Consider the following 22962-nt stretch of genomic DNA (forward strand, 5'->3'; position numbering starts at 1 on the left):
CCGGCTATGCATGCGCCGCTTGCAACGAGGACCTGCTGCTTGACGACCGACAATACCCCTTCGTCCGCGCCATTCGGCGCGTTTGCGCCCAATGCGGCGCAGGCTGCGGTAATCCGCCTTGCGACACGGTCGGGGCTTAAGCGCGGCGCGTTCCGTCCCTGGATGTCACGGCTGGTCAATCTGCTGCGCGGCGGCCCGCTCGACGTGCAATATCAGGGCGCCTCGTTCCGCTTCTACCATCAGGGCAGTGCAACCGAGCGCGGCGCACTGTTCAATCCCGACTACAATCTCGACGAGCTCGACTTCCTGCGCCAGCACACCCCGGCGGGTGGCGTGTTCGTCGACGTCGGCGCCAATGTGGGCACGTTTGCGCTGGTGATGGCGCAACAGGTCGGCACCACAGGCAAGGTGGTCGCGATCGAGCCGCATCCGATGACATTTGCCCGGCTCTCCTTCAATCAAGCCGCTTCGAAAGCGATGCAGGTGCGCCTGGTGCAGGCGGCAGCCGGGGCCAGCGACGGCGAGCTGATGATCGAGAGCGGCGGCGGCAATCTTGGCGCCACCCACGTCGTCACCGGCGCAGCCAGCGCTGACGCGATCAAGGTGCCGTCGCTCCGCCTGACGCGCATCCTCGACGAGGCCGGCGTCACCCAGGTCGATTCGCTCAAGATCGACGTCGAAGGTTTCGAGGACCGCGTGCTGATCGGCTTTTTCCGCGACGCGCCGCCATCGCTCTGGCCGCGCGCGGTGGTGATCGAGCATCTGTCACAAAACGAATGGCAGCAGGATTGTATCGCTGACATGGTCGCGCGCGGCTTTACGATCGCGCGCAAGACGCGGAGCAATACGTTCCTGTCGCGCTGACGAGAACGAACAAAGGGGCCAGCGATGATCGACCATTTGGGTTTTTCCGTCTCCGACTACGAGCGCGCCAAAGCGTTCTACGCCAAGGCACTGGCGCCGCTCGGCTACGGCCTGATCATGGAAGTCACGGCGGAGCAGACCGGTCACGCCGCGACCGCAGGTTTCGGCTCCGACGGCAAGCCGGATTTCTGGTTCGGCGGCGAGGGCGCGATGAACAAGCCGGTGCACATCGCGATCGCGGCGAAGGATCGCGCCACGGTGGATGCCTTCTACAAGGCGGCTCTCGCAGCCGGCGGACGCGACAACGGCCCCCCCGGCATCCGCCCGCACTACCATCCGAACTACTACGGCGCCTTCGTGCTCGATCCCGACGGCCACAACATCGAAGCCGTCTGCCACGCTCCGGAATAGGATTCCGGCGGGGAACCTCGTTCCCGGCCGGCCGTTATCGTCTCTTGCAAGAAGGAGCACGATATGGCCAACGACAATGCCCGCGACGTCGATCGCGCCTGGGAGCTGATGAAGAAAATCGGCTTCGCGATGCTTGTGACGCGCGACGGCGACAAGCTGCGCGCGCGGCCAATGAGCGCTCATCTCGAGCGTGACGCGAACGCGATTTTCTTCTTGACCGACGCCCGAAACCACAAGGATGAGGAGATCGCACGCCATCCCTCCATCAATTTGTCATTCGCTGATGCAGGCAGCCAGAAGTACGTGTCCTTGACGGGCACCGCCGCGGTCTCCAACGACCGTGCGAAGATCAAGGAGCTGTTCTCGACGCCGGCCAAGGCGTGGTGGGACAGCGCCGAGGACCCCAACATCCGCGTGCTCAAGATCACGCCCGACGATGCCGAGTTCTGGGATTCGCCGGGCACGGTGATCTCCTATGTGAAGATGGCAGCTGCCGCAGTGACGAACACACGCCCCGACATCGGCGACAACCGCAAGGTCTCGATGTAATGCCCATCGAACCGCCCGAGATCCCGCCGTCGACACCGGGTACGCCCACCGAGCCGCCCCCCGGGATTCCGCCGGGCAATCCGCAGCCCGAAATCGCGCCGCCGGTGCGCGAGCCTGGCGCGCCATCGCCGCCCGACGAATTGCCGGGCCGCATGCCTGAAGAGATTCCGTCCCGCGGACCGAACGGGCCGCTCACGCCGAATCCCGCGACGGACGCAAGTTCGCCGCGGGATCGCACATGAGGCGAAGCATCACAGCCGTTGCAATTGCAACCTGCGTCTGAATGCGCAATGAACGTCACCATAGTGAGGTGATTTGCGTGCAGAAATAAATCGGGCCGCGTCTGCTTCGTCCGCCACAATCCGGCCTAACGCATAGCGGTTCATCCCAGCACGTCGTCCAAGAACCTTCCGGGGAAGTTCACCACCATGACCAATCTTCGTTTCGTGCTGCTTGCAACGACGGCTCTGACCGCGATGCAATTCGCAAGCTCTGCATCGCAAGCGCAAAGTGCGCCGCCGCTCGTGGTCGCGCAGGCCCAGCCACAGGACGCGGGCCCTGACGGTAGACCGAAGCAGCCGCCGAAGGGACCAGCGGCCGCGCCGCCTGCTGCGCCCGCACGTCCGGCCGCACCGCCGCCCGCGGCTGCACCGCCCCATCCGCCTGCCGCGCCGCCGCCCGCGGCCGCACCGCCGCGCCCAGCGGCGCCGCCTCCGCCTCCGCCACCAGCGGCCCGTCCGGCCCCGCCGCCTCCGCCGGCGCCAACTCATCAGGCACCGCCACCGCCGCCGCCTGCCGCACCGAAGCAGCCGTCGCCGCCTCCGGCCGCGGCCCCGCAACAGCATGCGCCGACACCGCCGCCTGCGGCACGCCCGGCTCCGACGCCGCCAGCGCCCCCGCCGGCCGCTGCTCCCCAGCAGCACGCACCGACCCCGCCGCCGCCTGCGGCGCGCCCGGCTCCGACACCTCCACCACCGCCGCCGCCTCCTGCAGCGGGTCCTTCGGGACGGCCCGCGCCGGCGCCGACGGCGACGCCGCCTGCTCCGACCGCAGCGCCTCCGGCGCGTCCGGGTGCGCCTGCCCCGGCGGCCACACCGGCAACGCCCGCACCCACGACAACGCCTGCGCCGACCGCGACCCCAGCTCCGGGCAGCACGCCTGGTGCGCCGCCAGCTGGCCGTCCCGGTACACCTCCGCCCGGCGGACGTCCCGGCACGCCTCCGGCTGCGGGATCGCCGACGCCGGCTCCCGGCGCAGCACCCGCTCCCACAGCGACGCCCGCCCCGGGTGGCGCCACCCCGACTCCGCCGCCCGGACGTCCCGGCGCGGGCCCGGCGGCGACGCCGGCCCCCGGCGCCGTGGCGCCGACACCTGGTCCTCAGGGTGGTACGCCGCCTGCGGGCGCGCCTGCTGCCGGAACACCGCCCGCCTCACCGCAGGCGGGGGTCCCGGCTCGACCCACGCCGCCGCCCGGCGCCGCAGCGCCAAGTGTCGTGCCAGCCACGCCAGCGGCAGCGCCACCTCCCGACAGGGCGCAATACGCTCACCCAACCGTCGCTCCGGCGTTCCGGTCTGCGCCTACCGTCGCAGCACCGCTGCCACCGCCGCCACGTCCGCCGCAGCGTGACCTGACACCGCTTGCAATCGGTGCAGGCGTGGTGGCCGGTGCCGTGGTCGGCGCCACCATCGCCGACTACCGCAACCAGCGACGCGAGAGCATCGAAGGCGGCCGCACCGTCTACACCGAGCCGGACCGCATCATCATCCGCGACCCGGGTGGCCAGACCTACGTCCGCGGCAACGATCTCTATCGCTTCCGCTATGGCGCCCGAGACATCCGCACCGACACTGTCGGCGGCGATACCCGCACCGTGGTCATCCGTCCCGACGGCAGCCAGATCATTACTGTTGTCGGTTCGGACGGTCGGCTGCTGCGCCGAATCCGCAGGGATCCGGCCGGGCGCGAGATCATCATCATCGACAACAGCTACCGCGATCCGCAGTCGGTCGGCGGTTTCTATGTCGACGCGCCGCCGCCGGTCGTGAACATTCCCTATGATCGCTATATCGTCGACGCCGAGGAGGCGTCGCCGGACGTAATCTACCAGACGATGGTGGCGCCGCCGGTGCAACGGATCAATCGTCGCTACACGCTCGACGAGATCCGCTACAGCCCCAATGTTCGCATGCAGATGCCGAGCATCGACCTCAACACGATCAACTTCGAGACGGGATCGTGGACCATCCCACCGGATCAGGCGGCGAAGCTGCAGTCGATCGCCGACGGTCTCAACCGTGCGATTCAGGCCAACCCGCGCGTGGTGTTCCTGATTGAAGGTCACACCGACGCGGTCGGCAACGACGTCGACAATTTGTCATTGTCGGACCGTCGTGCGCAGTCCGCGGCCGAATTGCTGACCCAGCAATTCGGTGTGCCGGCCGAGAACCTGACCTCGCAGGGCTATGGCGAGCAGTACCTGAAGGAGCAGACGCAGGGGCCGAGCGCGATCAACCGTCGCGTCACGATCCGCAACATCACGCCGTTGCTCAACGGCGGCCAGGCCTCGCTGCCGCCGCCCCCGCCCGGCACCGCGCCGCCGCGCTGAGGCGACAGACAAATGCAAAATGGCCGGGAGCAATCCCGGCCATTTTCTTGTCATTGCGAGGAGCGAAGCGACGAAACAATCCAGACTGCCGCCGCGGAAAGATTCTGGATTGCTTCGCTTCGCTCGCAATGACGAGCGAAACCGCAATCCCGGGTCGCGCTATTTCTTGTCGCTCTCCAGCCGGAAGATCTGCGAGCCTTCGCTGCCCGACAACAGTCCCGTGTCGCTGTAGAGCTTCAGCTTGGTGCGGGTATCGGCGATGTCGAGATTGCGCATGGTGAGCTGGCCGATGCGGTCGGCCGGCGAGAACGCGGCGTCCTCGACCTTCTCCATGCTGAGCCTTTCAGGCGCATAGGTAAGGTTCGGGCTCTCGGTGTTGAGGATCGAATAGTCGTTGCCACGGCGCAGCTCGAGCGTGACCTCGCCGGTGACGGCGCGTGCGACCCAGCGCTGTGCGGTCTCGCGCAGCATCAAAGCCTGCGAGTCGAACCAGCGGCCCTGATAGAGCAGGCGTCCCAGGCGCATGCCGCTGATGCGGTACTGCTCGATGGTGTCCTCGTTGTGGATGCCGGTAACGAGGCGCTCATAGGCGATGTGCAGCAGCGCCATGCCGGGCGCTTCATAGATGCCCCGGCTCTTGGCCTCGATGATGCGGTTCTCGATCTGGTCGCTCATGCCGAGGCCGTGGCGGCCGCCAATCGCATTGGCTTCCAGGAACAGCGCGACAGGATCAGGGAAGGTCTTGCCGTTGAGCGCAACCGGCTGTCCCTCCTCGAAACGCACCACGACCTTCTCGGCCTTGACGGCGCAGTCGTCGCGCCAGAACGGCACGCCCATGATCGGGTTGACGATCTTGATGCCGCTGTCGAGACTCTCGAGATCCTTGGCCTCGTGCGTGGCGCCGAGCAGATTGCTGTCGGTCGAATACGCCTTCTCGGCGCTCATCTTGTAGGCGAAGCCCTGCGCGGTCATGAACGCCGACATCTCGGCGCGGCCGCCGAGTTCATCGATGAACTGCTGGTCGAGCCAGGGCTTGTAGATCTTCAGACCGGGATTGGTGAGCAGGCCGTAGCGGTAGAAGCGCTCGATGTCGTTCCCCTTGAAGGTCGAGCCGTCGCCCCAGATGTTGACGCCGTCTTCCTTCATCGCCGCGACCAGCATGGTGCCGGTGACGGCGCGGCCGAGCGGCGTGGTGTTGAAATAAGTGATGCCGCCGGTCGAGATGTGGAAGGCGCCCGACTGGATCGCGGCGATGCCCTCATGGACGAGCTGCGTGCGGCAATCGACCAGCCGGGCCTTCTCGGCGCCGAACTCCATCGCCTTGCGCGGGATCTCGTTGTAGTCGGCCTCATCGGGCTGGCCGAGATTGGCGGTGTAGGCGTAGCAACGCGCGCCCTTCTGCTTCATCCAGAGCAGCGCCGCAGAGGTGTCGAGGCCACCCGAAAAAGCGATGCCGACTTTCTCACCCTTGGGCAGGCTTTTCAGAATCGTGGTCATGGCGCTTCCAATCGGGTCTCAAGGGGCTGATGTCGGGGCGAACTTGACCGCGCGAATATCAAATTTCGCGGGGATCAGCACGCATTTAATGGTTTAAACCGACGCCTCGGGACCGGTCTTGCGGCCGAACAGGCGCTGACGAAGCCGGTAGGCCGGCATGTTCAGCCGGGTCAGAGCAGCGTCAACCGCCTCGTCGGAGAACCGGGTCCGCGGCCAGCGGTAAATCAACGCATAGGCGAACCAGATCACGACGAAGGTGACGAGGCCGGCAATCGAGACATCGGTGAAAAAGTGCCCGCCGAAGGCCATGCGCAGCCCGCTGGTGACCGCGCCAAAGATGACTGCTCCGGCATAGGCGAGCGGCCGCCATGCCGGCGGGGCCAGCGCGGCCGGGGCCAGTGTCCAGAACGCGGTCGCGCCCTCGCCCGAGAAGAACGAGCAGTTGCGCGCACAGCCGCCGCGCGGATCCCACCACGGCACGAACTGCTGGTCGCCGGCGAACTGCGTCACCACCACCGGCCGTGGTCGCCCCCAATAGGTCTTGAAGGTGAGGTTGGTGAGAATGCCGGCTGACAGAATGATCGTGACCAGCAGGAACACGATCGCGCGCCCCGACACCATCAAGGGACGATCGGGCCGGATCATCTTGACCACGAGCGCCACAAGCGACGGCAGCACGAAGGCCCAGGCGACCCACATCGCAGCGTCACGCGCAAAGCCGGCCCAGTCGTTCAGCTTGAGCGGGAAGGTTTTCGTCTGGGGATCGAAGAACAGCGAGGCGAGCTTGAGATCGAGCTCGGGATAGAGGCCGAAAACGACGCCGATCACGAGCCACAGCGCCAGGGCGATGAAGAGTCCGGTACGGTTCATGGCGCGCGGTTTAGCGGAGCGGGATGGGGATGGAAACCCCGGAAGCGGCACGGCTCATCGCACGTCAGGCCGCGAATTGGACGGTAGCGGCGGCGGCGGCTTGCGCAGCGGCAGCGGCTCACGCCAGGCGCCGGCGTTGCGGCCGGCGATCAGCCAGTAGACCACGCCGGCGGCGATGCCTGCGCCCGTCATGATCTCCAGGTGACGGCGCACGATGCCTTCGAACTGGAACGTGTCGGAGTGGAAGGGGACGAGGCCGAGATAGCAGGCGAGCCCGACGAGGCCGCCGCCGACGGCGTAAGCGAGCGCGCTGCGAATGTAGAGTGCTTCGGTGATCGCAACGATCACCGCCGCCGGCACCAGCGCAAAACCGGAGACGAAGATGAAGCCGAAACCAAGCAGGATGTCGATCGTGCCCTGATCGACGGGACCGGCGCCGAGATCGGCGAATTCCGGAAACAGCAGCGCCACGACCACGATCATGCCGCCGACAAAGCAGGCGGCGAGAAAGCCGATGAAGATGACGACGAGGCGGCCGATCAGGGACATGCCGAAGCCAACGTTTTCGTCATTGCGAGCGCAGCGAAGCAATCCAGAGATGTGTCCGCAGAGACAGTCTGGATTGCTTCGTCGCTGCGCTCCTCGCAATGACGAGGTTGCGACAGCATGCACATGACAAGCTAATCCGTCATCGCCATGGCGCGCAGCGTTTGGCGTTCGCGGGCGGATAGCTTTTCGGTTTCCGACTTGAGCTGGCCGCAGGCGGCGAGGATGTCGCGGCCGCGCGGGGTGCGCACCGGCGAGGAATAGCCGGCGTTGAAGATGTATTCGGAGAATTTTTCGATCTGGTCCCAGTCCGAACATTCATAGGCCGTGCCGGGCCAGGGATTGAACGGGATCAGATTGATCTTGGCGTGAACGCCCTTGAGCAACTTCACCAGCAGCTTTGCATCATCGAGCGAATCGTTGACGCCCTTGAGCATCACATATTCGAACGTGATGCGTCGCGCATTCGAGGCGCCGGGATAGTCGCGGCAGGCCTGCAGCAGCTCCTTGATCGGATATTTGCGGTTGAGCGGCACCAGCTCGTTGCGCAGCTCGTCGCGCACGGCATGTAGCGAGATCGCGAGCATGACGCCGATCTCCTCGCCCGCGCGCACGATGTTCGGCACCACGCCCGAGGTCGACAGCGTGATGCGGCGGCGGGAGATGCCGATGCCTTCATTGTCGCCGACGATCAGCAGCGCATCGCGCACCGCGTCGAAATTGTAGAGCGGCTCGCCCATGCCCATCATCACGATGTTGGTGACGCGGCGGGTGCCGTCCTCGCGATCGGCCCAGTCATTCAGGCGATCGCGTGCGACCATCACCTGCCCCACGATCTCGCCGGCGGTGAGATTGCGCACCAGGCGCTGCGTCCCGGTGTGGCAGAACGAGCAGTTCAGCGTGCAGCCGACCTGCGAGGAGACGCAGAGCGTGCCGCGATCGGTCTCGGGGATGTAGACGCACTCGACTTCATGGGCGCGCTCGACGTTGTCGCCGCTCGGCAGGCGCAGCAGCCATTTGCGGGTGCCGTCGTTGGAGATCTGTTCGGCGACGACCTCGGGCCGGTCCACCGTGAAGTGCTGCGCGAGCTCGGCGCGAATGCCCTTGGAGATCGAGGTCATGTCGTCAAAACTCTGGGCACCCCGGAAATACATCCAGTGCCACAGCTGCTGCACCCGCATCTTGCGCTGCGCCGGCGCGACGCCGATCTCGCCGAGGCGATCGGCAAGCTCGGTGCGCGACAGACCGATCAGCGACGGTTTTGCTGGCGGCACGTAGGTTTCGAGCGGAGTCTTCTCCACCAATGTTGTGTTGTGCGGCTCGGTCGTCGGTTGCATTGAATGGACCTGAATGTGTGGTCGTTCCGGGACGATGCAGAGCATCGAACCCGGAACCTCGCGATTCCGGGTTCACGCTTCGCGCGCCCCGGAATGACGGAAGAAAACTTCGAACCGCCCCTATATAGCAACCGGAACACCCGATTGCGACCTTATCGTCCTCAGCCTTGACGACTAGCGGTTACCGCCTGCAATCCTGGCCGATCTTGTCCAGTGCCGGGGCGAGACCCTTCAGCGAGAACGTGTCGGTCGTCTCGGTGCCCTTGGCCGAGACGCCCTTGACGACCAGCTCGGCGGATTTGCGCATGGCCTCGACCATCCGCTCCTCCTCGGCCGCGTTCTTGATCCAGAGGCCGTCGCCCTGCGTGTACATCGCGAACGCGGCGCCGCCGACCTCGACCGAGGATTCCGAGCCCGGCTTCAGCGCGTAGCCGATCATGACCGAGACTTCGTTGGTGACCTTCTCCGCCGGCCGGGTCGAGACGAAGGCATAGGCGGGATCGCGCGGCCGGTTTGGCGGGTTGGTCTTCGACGACGAGGGCTTTGCCAGCGCGAAACAGACCTTCTTGCCATTGGGCGTCGCCGAATACGCGCCCCAGGTGCCGAACTGGCCGATCAGGGTCGGCTCCGCACCGCCCGCAACCGCCGCGGGCGGGGCTGGCGGCTTGCTCTCGGGCTTTGCAGCCGACTTCGCGGTCGTCTGGGCCGCCGGCGCAGCCGATTTCGGTGCAGCCTCCTTTGGAGCGGGTTTGGGCGCCGGTTGCGCCGTCTGCGCCCGCGCGGAATTGGCGATACCCCCGGCCGCCACGCCAGTCATCAAAGCTAAAATCAGCGCCCGCCACATGTTGGAGTGGTTCCCTCAATATTGTGACTGGAAGATGGCCCGGCCGCGCTTTGTCCCCGGGGCAGGGATAGCCGGGAAAGTCCAATTTGGGAAGGCAGTTAGCGGTATCAGCCTTTGGATCGCGCGGCGCGCTGCTCGGCCCATTGCGCATCGGTCCAACCGAGCAAATCCTCGGCGCCGGAACTGCGCAAATGCGCGCCACCGTCGATCACGACCATCTCGCCATTGATGTAACCGGCGCGGTCCGAGACCAGAAAACTGGCGAGATCGGCAAGCTCGCCGTGCTCGCCCGTACGTCTCAGCGGATTGCGCGCGGTCCAGCCTTCGTCACGGCCCTCGGGGCGGAGCTGCCCTGAGGCGCCCGCGGTCGGGAACGGACCCGGCGCAATGGCGACGGTGCGGATGCCTTTCGGCCCCCATTCCACCGCAAGACTTTTGGTCATCGCCAGCAGCGCCGATTTCGCCATCGCCGACGGCACGGTAAAGGCACGGCCGGTGATGGTCGAGGTCGAGAGGATCGAGAGCACGACGCCGCCATGCTTGGCCTCGATCCAACGCCCGCCGGCAGCGAGCGTGCAATACATCGCGCCATGCAGCGTCGGCGCCAGGATCGCATCGGCCGCTCGGAACGACAGATGCTCGCTCTGTGCGATGAAGGTCGCGGCCGCGTTGTTGACGAGGATATCGAGCGGCGCCTCACGCCAGATCGCGTCCATCATCGCCTCGACGGCAGCGCCGTCGCGAATATCGCAGGCGATGGTGGTGACCTTGCCGCCGGTCTGCTCACGCATCTCGCGTGCGGTCGCTTCGAGCCGATCGAGCTTGCGACCACAGATGACGAGTTCGGCGCCGAGCGTGAGGAAGCGACGCCCCATCGCCGCGCCAAGACCCGAGCCGCCGCCGGTGACGAGAATGCGCTTGGACCTGAGCAGGCTTGTTTCAAACATCGTTTGATTCCTCCATTTTCCTTCTTGCTCCGTCATTGCGAGAAGCGAAGCGACGAAGCAATCCAAACTATTTCCGCGGGACGGACTCTGGATTGCTTCGCTGCGCTCGCAATGACGAGGATAGGCCGGCGCGTAACCTCAGACAAAGAATCTGGATTGTCGCCCGTCCCTAAATCCGGCAAAACCGGGCCAACTATAACTCCACTCGAAACGCCCAAGGTGCCGCCATGAAAGCCATCCTCTGCTCGCAATATTGCCAGCCCGACGATCTCGTGCTGACTGAGGTGCCGGATCCGGTGGCCGGTCCCGGCGAAGCGGTGATTGCGATCAAGGCGGCGGCGCTGAACTTCTTCGACCTCCTGATGATTCAGGGCAAGTACCAGATCAAGCCCCCGTTCCCGTTCTCGCCGGCCGCGGAAGTCGCGGGCGTGATCGAGAGCATCGGCGACGGTGTGACCGATCTGAAGGTCGGCGATCGCGTCGTCGCCTCCTGCGGCCACAACGGCGCGCGCGAGAAGATCGCGCTGCCGGCGGCATCCATCGTGAAGATCCCGGACAATCTGGATTACGACCGGGCCGCCGGCATCATCATCATCTACGGCACCGCGCTGCATGCGCTGGAAGATCGCGCCAGCCCGAAGCCGGGCGAGACGCTCGCGGTGCTGGGTGCTGCCGGCGGCACCGGCCTTGCCGCCTGCGAGCTCGGCAAGCTGATGGGGCTGAAGGTGATTGCCTGCGCCTCGTCGGACGAGAAGCTCGAATTCGCCAAAGCGCATGGTGCCGAGCTGACGCTGAACTACGCCAAGGAAGATCTGAAGGAAGGCCTGCGCAAGCTCACCGGCGGCAAGGGCGTCGACATCATCTTCGATCCGGTCGGTGGTGCCTATGCCGAGCAGGCACTGCGCTCGATTGCGTGGGAAGGCCGCTTCCTCGTCATCGGCTTTGCCGCTGGCGACATTCCGAAGATGCCGTTGAACCTCGCGCTGCTGAAGGGTTGCGACATCCGCGGCGTGTTCTGGGGCGCCTGGACCCGGCAGAATCCGGAGAAGAACCGCGCCAATCTCGAGAAGCTCGTGAAGTGGACCGCGGAGGGAAAGATCTCATCGCATGTCGATCGCACCTTCCCGCTGGCCCAGACCGCGGACGCGCTGAAGGTGCTCGCGGGACGCCAGGCCATGGGCAAGGTGATCCTGCATCCGTGAGGATGTCGGCGCGTAGAGTGTCGCGATATCGTCACCACACACTCAGCTGTCGTCGCCCGGCTTGACCGGGCGATTCAGTACTCCGTGACGAGCGTTGTTGAATCGATAAGGCGCGGCGTACTGGATTCCCCGCCTTCGCGGGGAATGACAGCAGAGGATGCGGCGATAGCTACTGCGCGGCTTCCACTTCCGCTTCATCCACCCCGCGCTTCAGCGCTGCGCGAGCAGCGTCGCGGTGTTCACTGGTGATGTGGCCGGCAACCATGCGGATGGCGGTGGCGAGCACGGCGGCGTCGTCGGCGAAGCCGAGGATCGGCATCACGTCCGCGACGAAGTCGAACGGCAGGATGAAATAAGCGATCGCCCCGAGCAGCGAGGCCTGGACGTGGCGCGGCGTCTGCCGATCGAACGCGCAGTAATAGGCAGCAAGCAGGTCTTCCGCGAACGGCAGATGCGCAGCGACACGCTTCAGCTTGCGCCAGAAGCGGCGGCGCACGCTCTCGCGATCTTCCGCGAGCCGATCGGCCGGCTCGAAACCGACGCTGTGTTCGGCAGCCATGTTCGACAAACTCCCTATTCAGCCCGGGCGGCGGATCAGCCACATCCCGGCTGATCACAAGATGGGGATGTGGCCGATTGCTGCAAGACGTCGGCCGATCTCAGCCCGCGACCGCGTTCATGGTCCTGGCCAGCGCGATGTCGAGCGCCGTGACGCCGCCGGCGTCGTGGGTCGACAGCACCACCTCCACGGTCTTGTAGACGTTGCGCCATTCGGGGTGGTGATCCATCTTCTCCGCGGCCAGCGCGGCGCGGGTCATGAAGCCGAACGCCTCGTTGAAATCCTTGAAGATAAAGGTCTTCCCGATGGCATCCCGGCCCTGAACCTCGCTCCAGCCAGGTAGTCCGCTGAGCGCCTGCTTGCGCGCCTCCGCCGAGAGCCGTTCTGCCATGGTCGTCTCCGTCCTTCAGGGGAACTTTACCCTAACATCGTCCTGACGCCTCGGGTTCATACGGGGATTTCCGCCATCCGCTAACCATGACGGAGATGTAACCCCGCCGGACAGGAAATTTGCTACAATTGCGCCGGCCAAGATGAAACTGAGCCTGAAGCGCCTGTTTGGGAGATCGATGACCGGGGGATTGGACCTGGCCGAAGCGCCCCCTTCGCCGCGATCCGCGGCGCGGAAGACGGCGCTCGTGACTCTTGCACTCGTGCTTGCGATCGTCGGCGCGCTCGCCGGCGGCTATTACTTCGCGATGCGGCCGGTGACGCTGAAGATCGCGGTCGGTCCCGCAAACAGCGACGACGTCAAGGTCGTGCAGGCGCTGACGCAGGCTTTCACGCAGACCAAGAGCCAGGTGCGGCTGCGGCCGATCCAGACCGACGGCGCCGCGGCCAGCGCCAATGCGCTTGCGGAAGGCAAGGTCGATCTCGCCATCGTGCGCGGCGATCTCGACGTGCCCAAGAACGCGCAAGCGGTCGCGACCCTGCGCAAGAACGTCGTGGTGCTGTGGTCCGTACCGGGCAAAGGCAAGAAGCGGGGCCCGAAGATCACCAAGATCTCGCAGCTCGCCGGCCATCGCATCGGCGTGGTCGGCCGCACCCAGGCCAATGTCAATCTGCTCAAGGTGATCCTGCAGCAATACGGCGTCGATCCCGCCAAAGTCGAGATCGTGCAATTCCCGGCCAATGAAGTGGCCGAGGCGATCAAGGCCCAAAAGGCCGACGTCTATCTCGCCGCCGGCCCGGTCAACAGCAAGATCACGGCGGATGCAATCGCCGCCTCCATCAAGGATTTCGGCGCGCCCAACTTCCTCGCGATCGATTCGGCGGATGCGATCGCGCAGAACCATCCGGTCTACGAAGCCTCCGAAATTCCCGCCGGCACCTATGGCGGCTCGCCCGCCCGCCCGGAGGACGAAGTCAAAACCATCAGCTTCTCGCACCACGTCGTGGCGCGCAAAGGCGTGTCTGAAACCACCATCGCGGCGTTCACGCGCCAGCTGTTCGCCGTGCGCCAGCAATTGGTGACGGAATTCCCGCTCGCGGCGAAGATCGAAACGCCCGACACCGACAAGGATGCGGTGATCCCGGTGCATCCCGGCGCAGCCGCTTTCGTCGACGGCGAGGAAAAGACCTTCCTCGACAAATACAGCGATTACATCTGGTGGAGCCTGATGGCAGTTTCCGCCATGGGCTCGATCGGCGCCTGGTTCGCGGGCTATCTGAAGAAGGACGAACGCGACAACAACAACCATCAGCGCGAACGCCTGCTCGACATGATCGCCGCCGCACGCAAATGCGAGACGACCGAAGAGCTCGACCAGATGCAGACCGAGGCCGACGAGATCCTGCGCGACACGCTGCGCTGCTTCGATCACGGCGCGATCGAGGAGGCCGCGCTCACTTCCTTCAACATCGCGCTGGACCAATTCCACGCCGCCGTCGCCGACCGCAAAGCGGTGCTGTTCAGCCTGCCGCAGAACCTGCAGCGCGCGGGTGCAGCCTTCAGGGCCGCAGGCAACGCCTGAGCTTGCGTTACACTGAGACCCTCATGGTGAGGAGCGCGGAACGCGCGTCTGGAACCATAGAGGCCTCCATCCGCGCCGCGGCAATCCTTCGCGACGACCGCTGCGCGGGCTCCTCACCATGAGGGTTGAGGTGGCGGCTGAGATGCTTTCACACTGCCTCAATATAGCTTGTCACCCCGCTCGCAGCCGGATGACGGTGAACCATCCGGCCGGCCCGAACGACCATTGCAGGCCCGTGCATTTTCACAGGCCTGATGGCGTCCAGACCATTTTCGAGTTGAAGCCGTGCTGTCCAGCCCACGAACCATCCTCGTCGTCCTGCTGCTGAGCGCAGCCTGGCCCACATGGGCGCAGGCTCAAAAGCAGACCCAAAGACAGGCTCAACAGCAAACCAAGGACAAGGCCACCCTGGTGCGCGAGGCGTTCGCGTCGCCCTACGGCAAGGCCCTGACCGCCGAACTCGGCAAGTCGCTCCGCGCAAGCGCCGATCCCGTATGCCTGACGGACAAGGGGTTGGCTGTCGACCAGCTCGAGCCGCGCGGCCGCGATATCGTCATCACATGGGGCACGCGCATGCTGGAAGGCGCCTTCGCTCGCATCGACCGGCAAACCGAGGACAACCCATTCGCCGACGCGGGCGAGCTGGAAAGTCTGAGGGGCAATACAGATGTGAAGCGCTATCTGGCGATGGAGGAGCCGCTGCGCCAGGCCAAGATCCTGAACCTGATCTTCGAGCATTTCGACGGCTACAATGTAATCAGCCGCGTGAAGCTCGGACCAGTGTCTCCGTTCGGCACCGGCAACGAGGCTCTGCTCCGGCTCAATCCAATCGACACCACCGAGGAGAAGCTGGACGAATTCGCCGGCAAGAGCCGGTCGAAGCCGCTGAAACGTTTCCTGCAATTGTCGGAGGAGGCGGGAGCTGCGCGAGCCGCGGCGATCAAGAAGACCGCATCACCACCGCCGCCACTTCCGCAGACCTTCTTCAAGGGCGTCGAGAGCGACCTCGCCGAACTCTGCATCCGCTCCGGCACATAGCCGTCAGGCGCCGCGCGTGCGCAACGCCGCTTCCAGCGCGTCGCTCGAACACGGCTTCTGCAAACGTGGCTGACGGGAGAATTCGGGCGGAATGCGCGCCTCGGCCCCATAGCCGGTGACGAAGACGAACGGGATGTTCAGCGCGATCAGCCGCTCGGCGACCGCAAAGCTCGTCTCGCGGACCAACTCGACATCGAGCAGCGCGAAGTCGGGCGCGCGGTTCACGATCGCGTCCAGCGCCTGCCTCACCGACCCGACGGTCCGCACGTCTGTCACTCCAAACCCGAGCAGACGGTCCTCGAAATCAATTGCGATGATGGGATCGTCCTCGACGACCAGAACGTCGGCGGGCAAGCCTGAGCCATTGGAAGATGCGGGTGCCATGATCGTAACGCGTGTGGGGGGTTCGGACCAGGACAGCCGCGACACGATGCCTGCGCCAAGCACATCGGGTTCCCGGAACGAAACTCACCATAACAACGTTCTTCAGTCTGTCCACTTGTGCACACAGGCGCCGGATGGAACTCGCTAGGGTGGGAGGAGGAGGGAGTTCAATATGGATGCGCGTATCGGCAAAGCCACCGAGGTCGAGAGCCGGCCGGCCAACAATCTGCTGCGCCGATTGAGTGCGGCGGACTATGCCCTGTTGGGACCGCATGTGACCATCGAAGACGCGGCAGCAGGCCAGCTGCTGTACAATCCTGGCGATGACGTCCAGGTCGCTCACTTCCCCTGCGGACCGTCGCTTGCGACCTTTCTCGTCCCCAACGAGGACGGCCGCGACGTCGAAACCATCCTGGTCGGCCGCGAGGGCGCGGTAGGCGGCATCGTCAGCGAGGGATTCCTGCCGGCGTATACCCGGATCTGCGTGAAATTCGGCGGGCCGTTTGCACGCATTCATGTCGCCAAGCTTGAAGCGGCCAAGCTGCGCTCGACGTCGCTGCGCAATATCTTTGCCCGCTACGCCGATTGCATGCTGGCGCAGATCTTCCAGTCGACCGCCTGCAATGCGATCCATTCGATCGAACAGCGCACCGCCAAATGGATCCTGGCGGCAATGGAACGAACCGGCGACGAGAGCAGCGTGCCGCTGACCCACGAACAGCTTGCGACGCTGCTCGGCGTTGGCCGCAGCTATGCCAGCCGGGTGCTTCAGTCGTTCAAGGCGGAACAGGTTCTCGACACCAGGCGCGGAGCGATTCTAGTTCGCAGCCGCGACGGCCTGAAGCTTCGCGCCTGCTTGTGCAATGACGCGGTTAAAATGCATTTCGAGGAGGTGCTGCGCGGCGTCTATCCGACCGAGGAACGGGAGGCCGGGTAACGGCTCGGTCCCATTCTCCCCCTTGCGGGAGAAGGGGGCGCGCGCACTGCGCGTCGGATGAGGGGTTCTATCGGCGAACTCGCCTGGGTACGAGAGACCACTCACTCCGATGAGCTGGTGGCTAGCAGCGGAGCTGCCCCCTCCCGCAAGGTGAGAGGGCACAGTCATGCGCCGGCGCTTTTCCGATCGTGGCGTGCTATACTCTCGCCCGCATGAGCGGGGCTGTTCTTCACACCATCTTTGACATCCTGGCGTGGCTGGGGGCGGCCGCCGCCGTCTGGTGGCTGTCGCGGCGGCGCCTGGAGTTTCCGGCGCAATCGTTTCAGCTGCCCTATATCGCCGCGCTGATGTTCGGCGCGGGGCTCGGAGCCTATCTGTTCGGCTCGGCCAATCTGTGGCTGTCGGGCCAGAGCGGCATTGCGCGCTCTGTGGAGGGCGCGCTGGCCGGCGGCATCGTGGCGATCGAACTCTACAAATGGTCCGCAGGGATCACGGTCCGAACCGGCGCCCGGTTTGCGTTGCCGCTGGCGCTCGGCATCGCGATCGGCAGGCTCGGCTGCTACTTCGCGGGCCTTGACGATTTCACCTATGGTACGCCGACCGCCCTGCCCTTCGGCCATGATTTCGGCGACGGCGTCCCGCGCCATCCCGTGCAGCTCTATGAGAGCACGGCCATGGCCGTATTCGCTCTGCTCTATGTGCTGGCGGTCTTGAACCGGAACGCCTTTATGGTCACCAATGGGTTCTACCTGGTGCTCGCCTGTTACGGAGCGCAACGCTTCCTGTGGGAATTCCTCAAACCCTACGGGCCGCTGATCGGCCCCTTCACCCTGTTTCACCTGCTGTCGCTGTCCATCCTGCTGTACGCCGCATTCATGCTGGCGATGGCCCCCAAAGCGAGACCTGTGCATGAACGCGCCGCTGCGTAAGTCGCGTCCCTATATTTTCTGGGGCCAGACCCAATCCCTCTGCGAGACCTGTCTGAAGCTGGTGCCGGCCAAGATCCAGATCCAGGGCAACGAGGTCTGGTACGAAAAGCGCTGCACGGAGCATGGCGTCCAGTCGACGCTGGTTTCGACGGATGCCGCCTATTGGCGTCTCTGCAAGGATTTCATCAAGCCCGGCGACCGGCCGCTGCAATTCCAGCGTCACACCGAATTCGGCTGTCCCTATGATTGCGGCCTCTGCGCCGACCACGAACAGCATTCCTGCCTGGCGCTGATCGAGATCACCGAGCACTGCAATCTCACCTGCCCGGTCTGCTTCGCGGAATCATCGCCCACGCGAACGAAATTCACCCCGCTCGCAACGGTCGAGAAGATGCTGGACGCGCTGGTCGCAAGCGAAGGCGAGCCCGATCTGGTGCAGATCTCCGGCGGCGAGCCGACGCTGCATCCGGATTTCTTCGCAATCCTGGACGCGGTGCGTGCCCGTCCGATCCGCCACGTCATGATCAACACCAACGGCCTGCGCATCGCCCGTGAAAAGGATTTCGTGGCGCGACTGGCCGAGAACAGGCGCGGGCTGGAGGTCTATCTCCAGTTCGATTCGATGCAGCGCGATGCGCTGATCAATTTGCGCGGCGCGGATTTGCGCAAGATCCGCCAGCAGGCGCTGGAAAATCTCGAACATTACGGCGTGTCGACCACGCTGGTCGCGACCATCAAGCGCGGCGTCAACGAGGCCGAGATCGGCGACATCGTCCGCCACGCGCTCACCTGGAAGTGCGTGCGCGGCGTCACGCTGCAGCCGGTGCAGGACGCGGGCCGCAACGAGAATTTCGACAAGAATACCGACCGCATCATGCTGTCTGAGATCCGCAAGCGCGTGATCGAGACCGGCATATTCGGCGACAAGGACATGATCCCGCTGCCCTGCAACCCGGAAAGCATCTCGATCGGCTACGGCCTGCGCAACGGCGAGAAGGTGCTGCCGCTGACGTCGCTGATTCCGCAGGAGCAGCTGGTTGCGGTGATGCCAAACACCATCAGCCCGGAGAAACATCCGATCCTGCGGGAGAAATTCGTCGATCTGTTTTCGCTGTCGTCGGGGCCCCTGAACACCAGCGAGCGCATCTGCGAATTGCTGTGCTGCCTGCCGAGCTTCGAGGTGCCGCAGGGACTCACCTACGAGAACGTCTTCCGAGTCACCATCGTGCAATTCCTCGATCGCTTCAATTTCTGCGTCGGCAACGTCAAACGCAGCTGCATCCATTTCGTGACGGAGCAAGGCGCGATCATTCCATTCGACACCTACAATCTGTTTTACCGGAACGGCAAGATCGACGGCATCCGCGCGGCGCTGGCCGGCGAAACCTATCGAGCAGCCAAGCAGCGCGAGGAGATGTCTCGTTGAGCGAGACGCCGCCATCTTCATCGTCGCGAAGTGGATGCGTCACCGCGCTCATGGTCATGTTCGGCATTGTCCTCCTGCTGCCCGGCATCTGTGCCCTGATCTTTGCCTTCGACCAGACCCAGTCGTCTCACTTCGACACCCGTTTCATCCCCGTCCTCGTCCTCGCACTGCTGGTGGCCTTTGCCGGCGTGATGCTGATCAGGGCAGCGAGAAAGAGACCATGAGCGATTCCAGCCCCACCCCACCAGCAGTGCCTCCACAGATTCAGCAACCGCGCAGTGGCTGCCTGACCGCGCTGATGGCGATCGCCGGGATTTTCATGCTGCTGCCGGGGCTCTGCGCGCTCCTGTTCGGCGGAATGTCGGTGGTCGAAGGTGGCCAGATCCCCGCCGACATCGCGTCGCTGGTCTTTTTGGGACTGGTCATCGGCATCGGAGGCGTCGTCATGATCTGGGCGGCGATCGTGGGCCGAAAGGCTCCGCCGGCCCCGAACGGCAGGTAAGCCCCGGAGATTCCCGGACAAAATTCAGTCAACCAACCAGCAAAGAACACATTGTTTTTTGGCTGTTTTTGCATATATTGCGCCGCAACGCGTAGGCTGCCCGGTCGATATGGCCGGGCTTCCTTTTTGGGCGGCGAGCGCCCTTTTCCAGTCTTCCAGCGTTGTTTCGAGAAGAGGTCCCGGTCCGACCGGCGAGATCGCGCTTAACCCATTGTTCGAACGCAAAGAAGCTAACTCATGAACCTCCGCAACGTCGCCATTATCGCCCACGTCGACCACGGCAAGACGACCCTGGTCGACAAGCTCCTCCAGCAGTCCGGCACGTTCCGCGAAAACCAGAAATTGACGGATCGCGCTATGGACTCCAACGATCTGGAGCGCGAGCGCGGCATCACCATTCTGGCCAAGGCGGCCTCGGTGCAGTGGAAGGACACCCGCGTCAACATCGTCGACACCCCGGGCCACGCCGATTTCGGCGGTGAGGTCGAGCGCATCCTGAACATGGTGGATGGCGCGCTGGTGCTGGTCGACGCCGCCGAAGGCCCGCTGCCGCAGACCAAGTTCGTGGTCTCCAAGGCGCTCAAGGTCGGCCTCAAGCCGATCGTCGTGATCAACAAGGTCGACCGCCCCGACGCGCGCCCGACCGAAGTCATCAACGAGGTGTTCGACCTGTTCGCGGCGCTGGATGCCAGCGAGGAGCAGCTCGACTTCCCGATCCTGTACGGGTCGGCCAAGCAGGGCTGGATGGCCGAAAGCCCTGAAGGTCCGCAGGACAAGGGCATGGAGCCGCTGTTCGACCTGATCCTGCGCCACGTCGCGCCGCCGACCGTCGAGGAAGGTCCGTTCAGGATGATCGGCACCATCCTTGAAGCCAACCCATATCTCGGCCGTATCATCACCGGCCGCATCTCGTCCGGCATCGTCAAGCCGAACCAGCAGGTCAAGGTGCTCAACGCCGAGGGCAAGCTGGTCGAGACCGGACGCATCACCAAGATCCTGGCGTTTCGCGGTCTTGAGCGCACGCCGCTCGATGAAGCCGAAGCCGGTGACATCGTCGCCATCGCGGGCCTGACCAAGGGCACCGTCGCCGACACCTTCTGCGACCCGACCGTCGAGGTGCCGCTGCCGGCACAGCCGATCGACCCGCCGACCGTGTCGATGTCCTTTATCGTCAACAACTCTCCGCTCGCCGGCACCGAAGGCGACAAGGTGACGAGCCGCATGATCCGCGACCGTCTGCTCCGCGAAGCCGAAGGCAATGTCGCGCTGCGCGTGGTCGAAGCCTCGGACAAGGACGCGATGGAAGTGTCGGGCCGCGGCGAATTGCAGCTCGCGATCCTGATCGAGACCATGCGCCGCGAGGGCTTTGAGCTCTCGGTGTCGCGCCCCCGGGTCGTGTTCCAGAAGGACGAGGCGACCGGCGCCACGATGGAGCCGATCGAGGAAGTCGTGATCGACGTCGACGAGGAGCATTCCGGCGTCGTCGTGCAGAAGATGAGCGAGCGCAAGTCCGAGCTGATCGAGATGAAGCCCTCGGGCGGCAACCGCCTGCGTCTGGTGTTCTACGCGCCGACCCGCGGCCTGATTGGCTACCAGGGCGAACTGCTCACCGACACCCGCGGCACTGCGATCATGAACCGCCTGTTCCACGGTTATGCCCCCTACAAGGGCGAGATCCAGGGCCGCCGCAACGGCGTCCTGATCTCGAACGACCAGGGCGAAGCGGTGGCCTACGCCATGTTCAAGCTGGAAGACCGCGGCCCGATGATGATCGAGCCGGGCTGGAAGGTCTACAAGGGCATGATCGTCGGCGAGCACACCCGCGACAACGACCTCGAGATCAACGTGCTCAAGGGCAAGCAGCTCACCAACATCCGCACGACCTCCAAGGACGAAGCCGTGCGCCTGACCCCGCCGATCCGCATGACGCTGGAAAAGGCGCTGGCCTATATCGAGGACGACGAACTCGTCGAGGTCACGCCGAAGTCGATCCGTCTGCGCAAGAAGCACCTCGACCCGAACGAGCGCAAGCGCGCGGAGAAGTCCAAGGAAGCGGTGGCGTAAGCCACTCTCATGCCCCGGACGCGGCGCAGCACGCAGTGGTGCGCTGCTGAGCCGGGGCCCAGACACTTTCACTGCCCGCCTCTCACCTCGGCTCCGGGCCGAGGGTAGAGCGTATCCCCGAGCTAGGAACACGAGTGCTTGGCCCGCTTTAGCACCCTCGGGGAACATGCTAGAGCCGGGCCAATGAGTTCCCTTCCCTCCTTCGTTGACGTCGTGATCATCGGAGCCGGCGCAGCCGGGCTCGGGGCCGCGCACGCGCTGAAGGATTCCGGACTGTCCGCTATCGTCATCGAAGCGCGCAGCCGTATCGGCGGCCGCGCCTGGACGGTGCAGGCCTCGCCTGAGGTCACCTTCGACGTCGGCTGCGGCTGGTTGCACTCGGCGGACAGGAACTCCTTCGTCACCATCGCGAAACAGCTGGGTTTCGCGATCAACAAGGACCTGCCGCCCTGGCGCGAGCGCGCCTATGGCAACGCGTTTCCGCAAGGCGAGCGTGACGATTTCACACACGCGATCGATGCGTTCTACGAGCGCCTCTGGCAGGCCGCGCAGACCGGCAAGGACGAGCCCGCGATCCTGAGTCTCGAGGCAGGCAATCGCTGGAACCCGATGATCGACGCGATCTCGACTTACATCAACGGCTGCGAGCTGAAGGATATGTCGACGCTGGACTGGGATGCCTATGAGGACACGGGCCTCAACTGGCGCGTCCGGCGCGGCTATGGCGCGCTGATCGCGGCCTACGGTGCGCCCTGCCCGATGGTGCTGAACTGCAAAGTCGCGCTGATCGATCATTCCGACAAACGCATCCGCATCGAAACATCGCAGGGCACGCTGATCGCGGACAAGGTGATCGTCACCATCCCGACCAATCTGATCGCCGATGAGGCGGTCCGCTTTTCGCCGCCGTTGCCGTCCAAGGTCGATGCGGCAGCCGGCTTGCCGCTCGGTGTCGACGACAAGGTGACGCTGGCGCTCGAAGACGCCGAAGCTTTTCCGAAGGAAGCCAATTTGCGAGGCGCCACCATGCGCACCGACATGGGCACCTACCACATCCGCCCGTTCGGGCAGCCCTGCATCGAAGGCTTTTTCGGCGGCAGCTTTGCACGCGCACTGGAGGACTCCGGCGAAGGCGCCATTGCCGCGCATAGCATCGACGAGATCGCCGGTTTCCTCGGCAACGACATCCGCCGCAAGCTGAAGCCGCTGTATGAGTCGCGCTGGGCCCAAGATCCCTTCGCACGAGGCTCCTATTCGCACGCGCTGCCCGGTCATGCCGGCGACCGTGCGGTGCTGGCTGCGCCAGTGGATGAACGGCTGTTCTTCGCGGGAGAAGCGACGTCTCCGACTTTCTTCACGACGGCGCATGGGGCGCGGGACAGCGGCGAGCGCGCGGCGCAGGAAGTGCTGGCGGCGCGCGGCAAACGCTAGCCACACTCTCCGTCATTGTGAGCGCAGCGAAACAATCCAGCCCGCC

At 64.8% G+C, this 22962-nt stretch carries 24 protein-coding genes; 15 read left to right on the forward strand and 9 right to left on the reverse strand.

What is annotated here, in order from left to right; translation table 11 throughout:
• Positions 1-39 precede the first annotated feature (39 nt).
• From IVB28_RS07350 to IVB28_RS07370, 5 genes are all read left to right on the forward strand, one after another.
• Positions 40-864 carry an FkbM family methyltransferase gene (locus IVB28_RS07350; RefSeq protein ID WP_247525411.1) on the forward strand — a complete coding sequence of 275 codons (825 nt, stop codon included), beginning with the start codon at positions 40-42 and terminating at the stop codon, positions 862-864.
• 24 nt (positions 865-888) lie between these two features.
• Complete coding sequence (locus IVB28_RS07355; protein WP_247525412.1) at positions 889-1275, forward strand: VOC family protein; 387 nt, start codon at positions 889-891, stop codon at positions 1273-1275.
• Positions 1276-1338: 63 nt separating this feature from the next.
• Entirely contained in the window at positions 1339-1824 is a 486-nt protein-coding gene (locus IVB28_RS07360) for a pyridoxamine 5'-phosphate oxidase family protein (RefSeq protein ID WP_247525413.1), read from the forward strand.
• Positions 1824-2066 (forward strand): hypothetical protein, encoded by a 243-nt coding sequence (locus tag IVB28_RS07365; protein ID WP_247525414.1) that lies wholly within the window; start codon positions 1824-1826, stop codon positions 2064-2066. Before IVB28_RS07360 ends, IVB28_RS07365 begins: the two co-directional genes overlap by 1 nt.
• A 186-nt stretch (positions 2067-2252) precedes the next feature.
• A complete protein-coding gene (locus IVB28_RS07370; RefSeq protein WP_247525415.1) occupies positions 2253-4430 on the forward strand; it encodes an OmpA family protein in 2178 nt (725 codons plus the stop codon).
• A 159-nt stretch (positions 4431-4589) separates the two neighbouring features.
• On the opposite strand, the gene argG is transcribed toward IVB28_RS07370, so the two are convergent.
• The 6 genes from argG to IVB28_RS07400 form a co-directional block, all read right to left on the reverse strand.
• Positions 4590-5927, reverse strand: a complete 1338-nt coding sequence (argG, locus tag IVB28_RS07375; RefSeq protein WP_247525416.1) for an argininosuccinate synthase — start codon at positions 5925-5927, stop codon at positions 4590-4592.
• 93 nt (positions 5928-6020) lie between these two features.
• The gene (locus IVB28_RS07380; RefSeq protein ID WP_247525417.1) at positions 6021-6797 is read right to left on the reverse strand and encodes a phosphatase PAP2 family protein; all 777 of its coding nucleotides are present in this window, start codon (positions 6795-6797) and stop codon (positions 6021-6023) included.
• 54 nt (positions 6798-6851) lie between these two features.
• Positions 6852-7346 (reverse strand): hypothetical protein, encoded by a 495-nt coding sequence (locus IVB28_RS07385; RefSeq protein WP_247525418.1) that lies wholly within the window; start codon positions 7344-7346, stop codon positions 6852-6854.
• A gap of 131 nt (positions 7347-7477) precedes the next feature.
• Positions 7478-8680, reverse strand: a complete 1203-nt coding sequence (rlmN, locus tag IVB28_RS07390) for a 23S rRNA (adenine(2503)-C(2))-methyltransferase RlmN (RefSeq protein WP_247525419.1) — start codon at positions 8678-8680, stop codon at positions 7478-7480.
• Between the two features lie 181 nt (positions 8681-8861).
• Positions 8862-9524, reverse strand: a complete 663-nt coding sequence (locus IVB28_RS07395; RefSeq protein WP_247525420.1) for an invasion associated locus B family protein — start codon at positions 9522-9524, stop codon at positions 8862-8864.
• Positions 9525-9631: 107 nt separating this feature from the next.
• Positions 9632-10471: an SDR family oxidoreductase gene (locus tag IVB28_RS07400; RefSeq protein WP_247525421.1), complete on the reverse strand. Its 840-nt coding sequence runs from the start codon at positions 10469-10471 to the stop codon at positions 9632-9634.
• A 227-nt stretch (positions 10472-10698) separates the two neighbouring features.
• Between IVB28_RS07400 and IVB28_RS07405 the strand changes: the two genes are divergently transcribed.
• A complete protein-coding gene (locus IVB28_RS07405) occupies positions 10699-11673 on the forward strand; it encodes an NADPH:quinone oxidoreductase family protein (RefSeq protein ID WP_247525422.1) in 975 nt (324 codons plus the stop codon).
• 169 nt (positions 11674-11842) lie between these two features.
• Here IVB28_RS07405 and IVB28_RS07410 read toward each other — a convergent pair whose 3' ends face one another.
• Both IVB28_RS07410 and IVB28_RS07415 read right to left on the reverse strand, forming a co-directional pair.
• Entirely contained in the window at positions 11843-12232 is a 390-nt protein-coding gene (locus IVB28_RS07410) for a YkvA family protein (RefSeq protein ID WP_247525423.1), read from the reverse strand.
• Between the two features lie 100 nt (positions 12233-12332).
• Entirely contained in the window at positions 12333-12623 is a 291-nt protein-coding gene (locus IVB28_RS07415; protein WP_247525424.1) for a 4a-hydroxytetrahydrobiopterin dehydratase, read from the reverse strand.
• A 142-nt stretch (positions 12624-12765) separates the two neighbouring features.
• Here IVB28_RS07415 and IVB28_RS07420 point away from each other — a divergent pair, with 142 nt between their 5' ends.
• Positions 12766-14205, forward strand: a complete 1440-nt coding sequence (locus IVB28_RS07420) for a TAXI family TRAP transporter solute-binding subunit (RefSeq protein ID WP_247525425.1) — start codon at positions 12766-12768, stop codon at positions 14203-14205.
• Between the two features lie 285 nt (positions 14206-14490).
• Positions 14491-15243, forward strand: a complete 753-nt coding sequence (locus IVB28_RS07425; RefSeq protein WP_247525426.1) for a hypothetical protein — start codon at positions 14491-14493, stop codon at positions 15241-15243.
• Between the two features lie 3 nt (positions 15244-15246).
• On the opposite strand, the gene IVB28_RS07430 is transcribed toward IVB28_RS07425, so the two are convergent.
• Positions 15247-15627, reverse strand: a complete 381-nt coding sequence (locus IVB28_RS07430) for a response regulator (protein ID WP_247525427.1) — start codon at positions 15625-15627, stop codon at positions 15247-15249.
• Between the two features lie 172 nt (positions 15628-15799).
• On the opposite strand from IVB28_RS07430, the gene IVB28_RS07435 reads away from it, so the two are divergent.
• From IVB28_RS07435 to IVB28_RS07465, 7 genes are all read left to right on the forward strand, one after another.
• Positions 15800-16564: a helix-turn-helix domain-containing protein gene (locus tag IVB28_RS07435; RefSeq protein ID WP_247525428.1), complete on the forward strand. Its 765-nt coding sequence runs from the start codon at positions 15800-15802 to the stop codon at positions 16562-16564.
• Positions 16565-16776: 212 nt separating this feature from the next.
• Positions 16777-17493, forward strand: coding sequence for a prolipoprotein diacylglyceryl transferase family protein (locus tag IVB28_RS07440; protein ID WP_247525429.1), 717 nt, complete (start codon positions 16777-16779; stop codon positions 17491-17493).
• Positions 17474-18919, forward strand: coding sequence for a radical SAM protein (locus tag IVB28_RS07445; RefSeq protein WP_247525430.1), 1446 nt, complete (start codon positions 17474-17476; stop codon positions 18917-18919). The genes IVB28_RS07440 and IVB28_RS07445 overlap by 20 nt, the downstream gene beginning before the upstream one ends.
• The gene (locus tag IVB28_RS07450; protein ID WP_247525431.1) at positions 18916-19143 is read left to right on the forward strand and encodes a DUF308 domain-containing protein; all 228 of its coding nucleotides are present in this window, start codon (positions 18916-18918) and stop codon (positions 19141-19143) included. The genes IVB28_RS07445 and IVB28_RS07450 overlap by 4 nt, the downstream gene beginning before the upstream one ends.
• On the forward strand, positions 19140-19421 hold the full coding sequence (locus IVB28_RS07455) for a hypothetical protein (RefSeq protein WP_247525432.1): 282 nt from the start codon (positions 19140-19142) through the stop codon (positions 19419-19421). Before IVB28_RS07450 ends, IVB28_RS07455 begins: the two co-directional genes overlap by 4 nt.
• 237 nt (positions 19422-19658) lie before the next feature.
• Positions 19659-21485: a translational GTPase TypA gene (gene typA, locus IVB28_RS07460; RefSeq protein WP_247525433.1), complete on the forward strand. Its 1827-nt coding sequence runs from the start codon at positions 19659-19661 to the stop codon at positions 21483-21485.
• 183 nt (positions 21486-21668) lie between these two features.
• Positions 21669-22916, forward strand: a complete 1248-nt coding sequence (locus IVB28_RS07465; protein WP_247525434.1) for an NAD(P)/FAD-dependent oxidoreductase — start codon at positions 21669-21671, stop codon at positions 22914-22916.
• Positions 22917-22962 lie beyond the last annotated feature (46 nt).

The organism is Bradyrhizobium sp. 199, assembly GCF_023073355.1.
Lineage (GTDB): Bacteria > Pseudomonadota > Alphaproteobacteria > Rhizobiales > Xanthobacteraceae > Bradyrhizobium.

Bases quoted from the DNA above. Each gene is read 5' to 3' on its own strand.
- IVB28_RS07420 (WP_247525425.1), top strand. From the start codon at position 12,766: ATGAAACTGAGCCTGAAGCGCCTGTTTGGGAGATCGATGACCGGGGGA.
- IVB28_RS07385 (WP_247525418.1), bottom strand. From the start codon at position 7,346: ATGTCCCTGATCGGCCGCCTCGTCGTCATCTTCATCGGCTTTCTCGCC.
- IVB28_RS07355 (WP_247525412.1), top strand. From the start codon at position 889: ATGATCGACCATTTGGGTTTTTCCGTCTCCGACTACGAGCGCGCCAAA.
- IVB28_RS07360 (WP_247525413.1), top strand. From the start codon at position 1,339: ATGGCCAACGACAATGCCCGCGACGTCGATCGCGCCTGGGAGCTGATG.
- rlmN (WP_247525419.1), bottom strand. From the start codon at position 8,680: ATGCAACCGACGACCGAGCCGCACAACACAACATTGGTGGAGAAGACT.
- IVB28_RS07455 (WP_247525432.1), top strand. From the start codon at position 19,140: ATGAGCGATTCCAGCCCCACCCCACCAGCAGTGCCTCCACAGATTCAG.
- IVB28_RS07380 (WP_247525417.1), bottom strand. From the start codon at position 6,797: ATGAACCGTACCGGACTCTTCATCGCCCTGGCGCTGTGGCTCGTGATC.
- IVB28_RS07365 (WP_247525414.1), top strand. From the start codon at position 1,824: ATGCCCATCGAACCGCCCGAGATCCCGCCGTCGACACCGGGTACGCCC.
- IVB28_RS07415 (WP_247525424.1), bottom strand. From the start codon at position 12,623: ATGGCAGAACGGCTCTCGGCGGAGGCGCGCAAGCAGGCGCTCAGCGGA.
- IVB28_RS07435 (WP_247525428.1), top strand. From the start codon at position 15,800: ATGGATGCGCGTATCGGCAAAGCCACCGAGGTCGAGAGCCGGCCGGCC.
- IVB28_RS07430 (WP_247525427.1), bottom strand. From the start codon at position 15,627: ATGGCACCCGCATCTTCCAATGGCTCAGGCTTGCCCGCCGACGTTCTG.
- argG (WP_247525416.1), bottom strand. From the start codon at position 5,927: ATGACCACGATTCTGAAAAGCCTGCCCAAGGGTGAGAAAGTCGGCATC.
- IVB28_RS07395 (WP_247525420.1), bottom strand. From the start codon at position 9,524: ATGTGGCGGGCGCTGATTTTAGCTTTGATGACTGGCGTGGCGGCCGGG.
- IVB28_RS07440 (WP_247525429.1), top strand. From the start codon at position 16,777: ATGAGCGGGGCTGTTCTTCACACCATCTTTGACATCCTGGCGTGGCTG.
- IVB28_RS07410 (WP_247525423.1), bottom strand. From the start codon at position 12,232: ATGGCTGCCGAACACAGCGTCGGTTTCGAGCCGGCCGATCGGCTCGCG.
- IVB28_RS07465 (WP_247525434.1), top strand. From the start codon at position 21,669: ATGAGTTCCCTTCCCTCCTTCGTTGACGTCGTGATCATCGGAGCCGGC.
- IVB28_RS07445 (WP_247525430.1), top strand. From the start codon at position 17,474: ATGAACGCGCCGCTGCGTAAGTCGCGTCCCTATATTTTCTGGGGCCAG.
- IVB28_RS07405 (WP_247525422.1), top strand. From the start codon at position 10,699: ATGAAAGCCATCCTCTGCTCGCAATATTGCCAGCCCGACGATCTCGTG.
- IVB28_RS07400 (WP_247525421.1), bottom strand. From the start codon at position 10,471: ATGTTTGAAACAAGCCTGCTCAGGTCCAAGCGCATTCTCGTCACCGGC.
- IVB28_RS07370 (WP_247525415.1), top strand. From the start codon at position 2,253: ATGACCAATCTTCGTTTCGTGCTGCTTGCAACGACGGCTCTGACCGCG.
- typA (WP_247525433.1), top strand. From the start codon at position 19,659: ATGAACCTCCGCAACGTCGCCATTATCGCCCACGTCGACCACGGCAAG.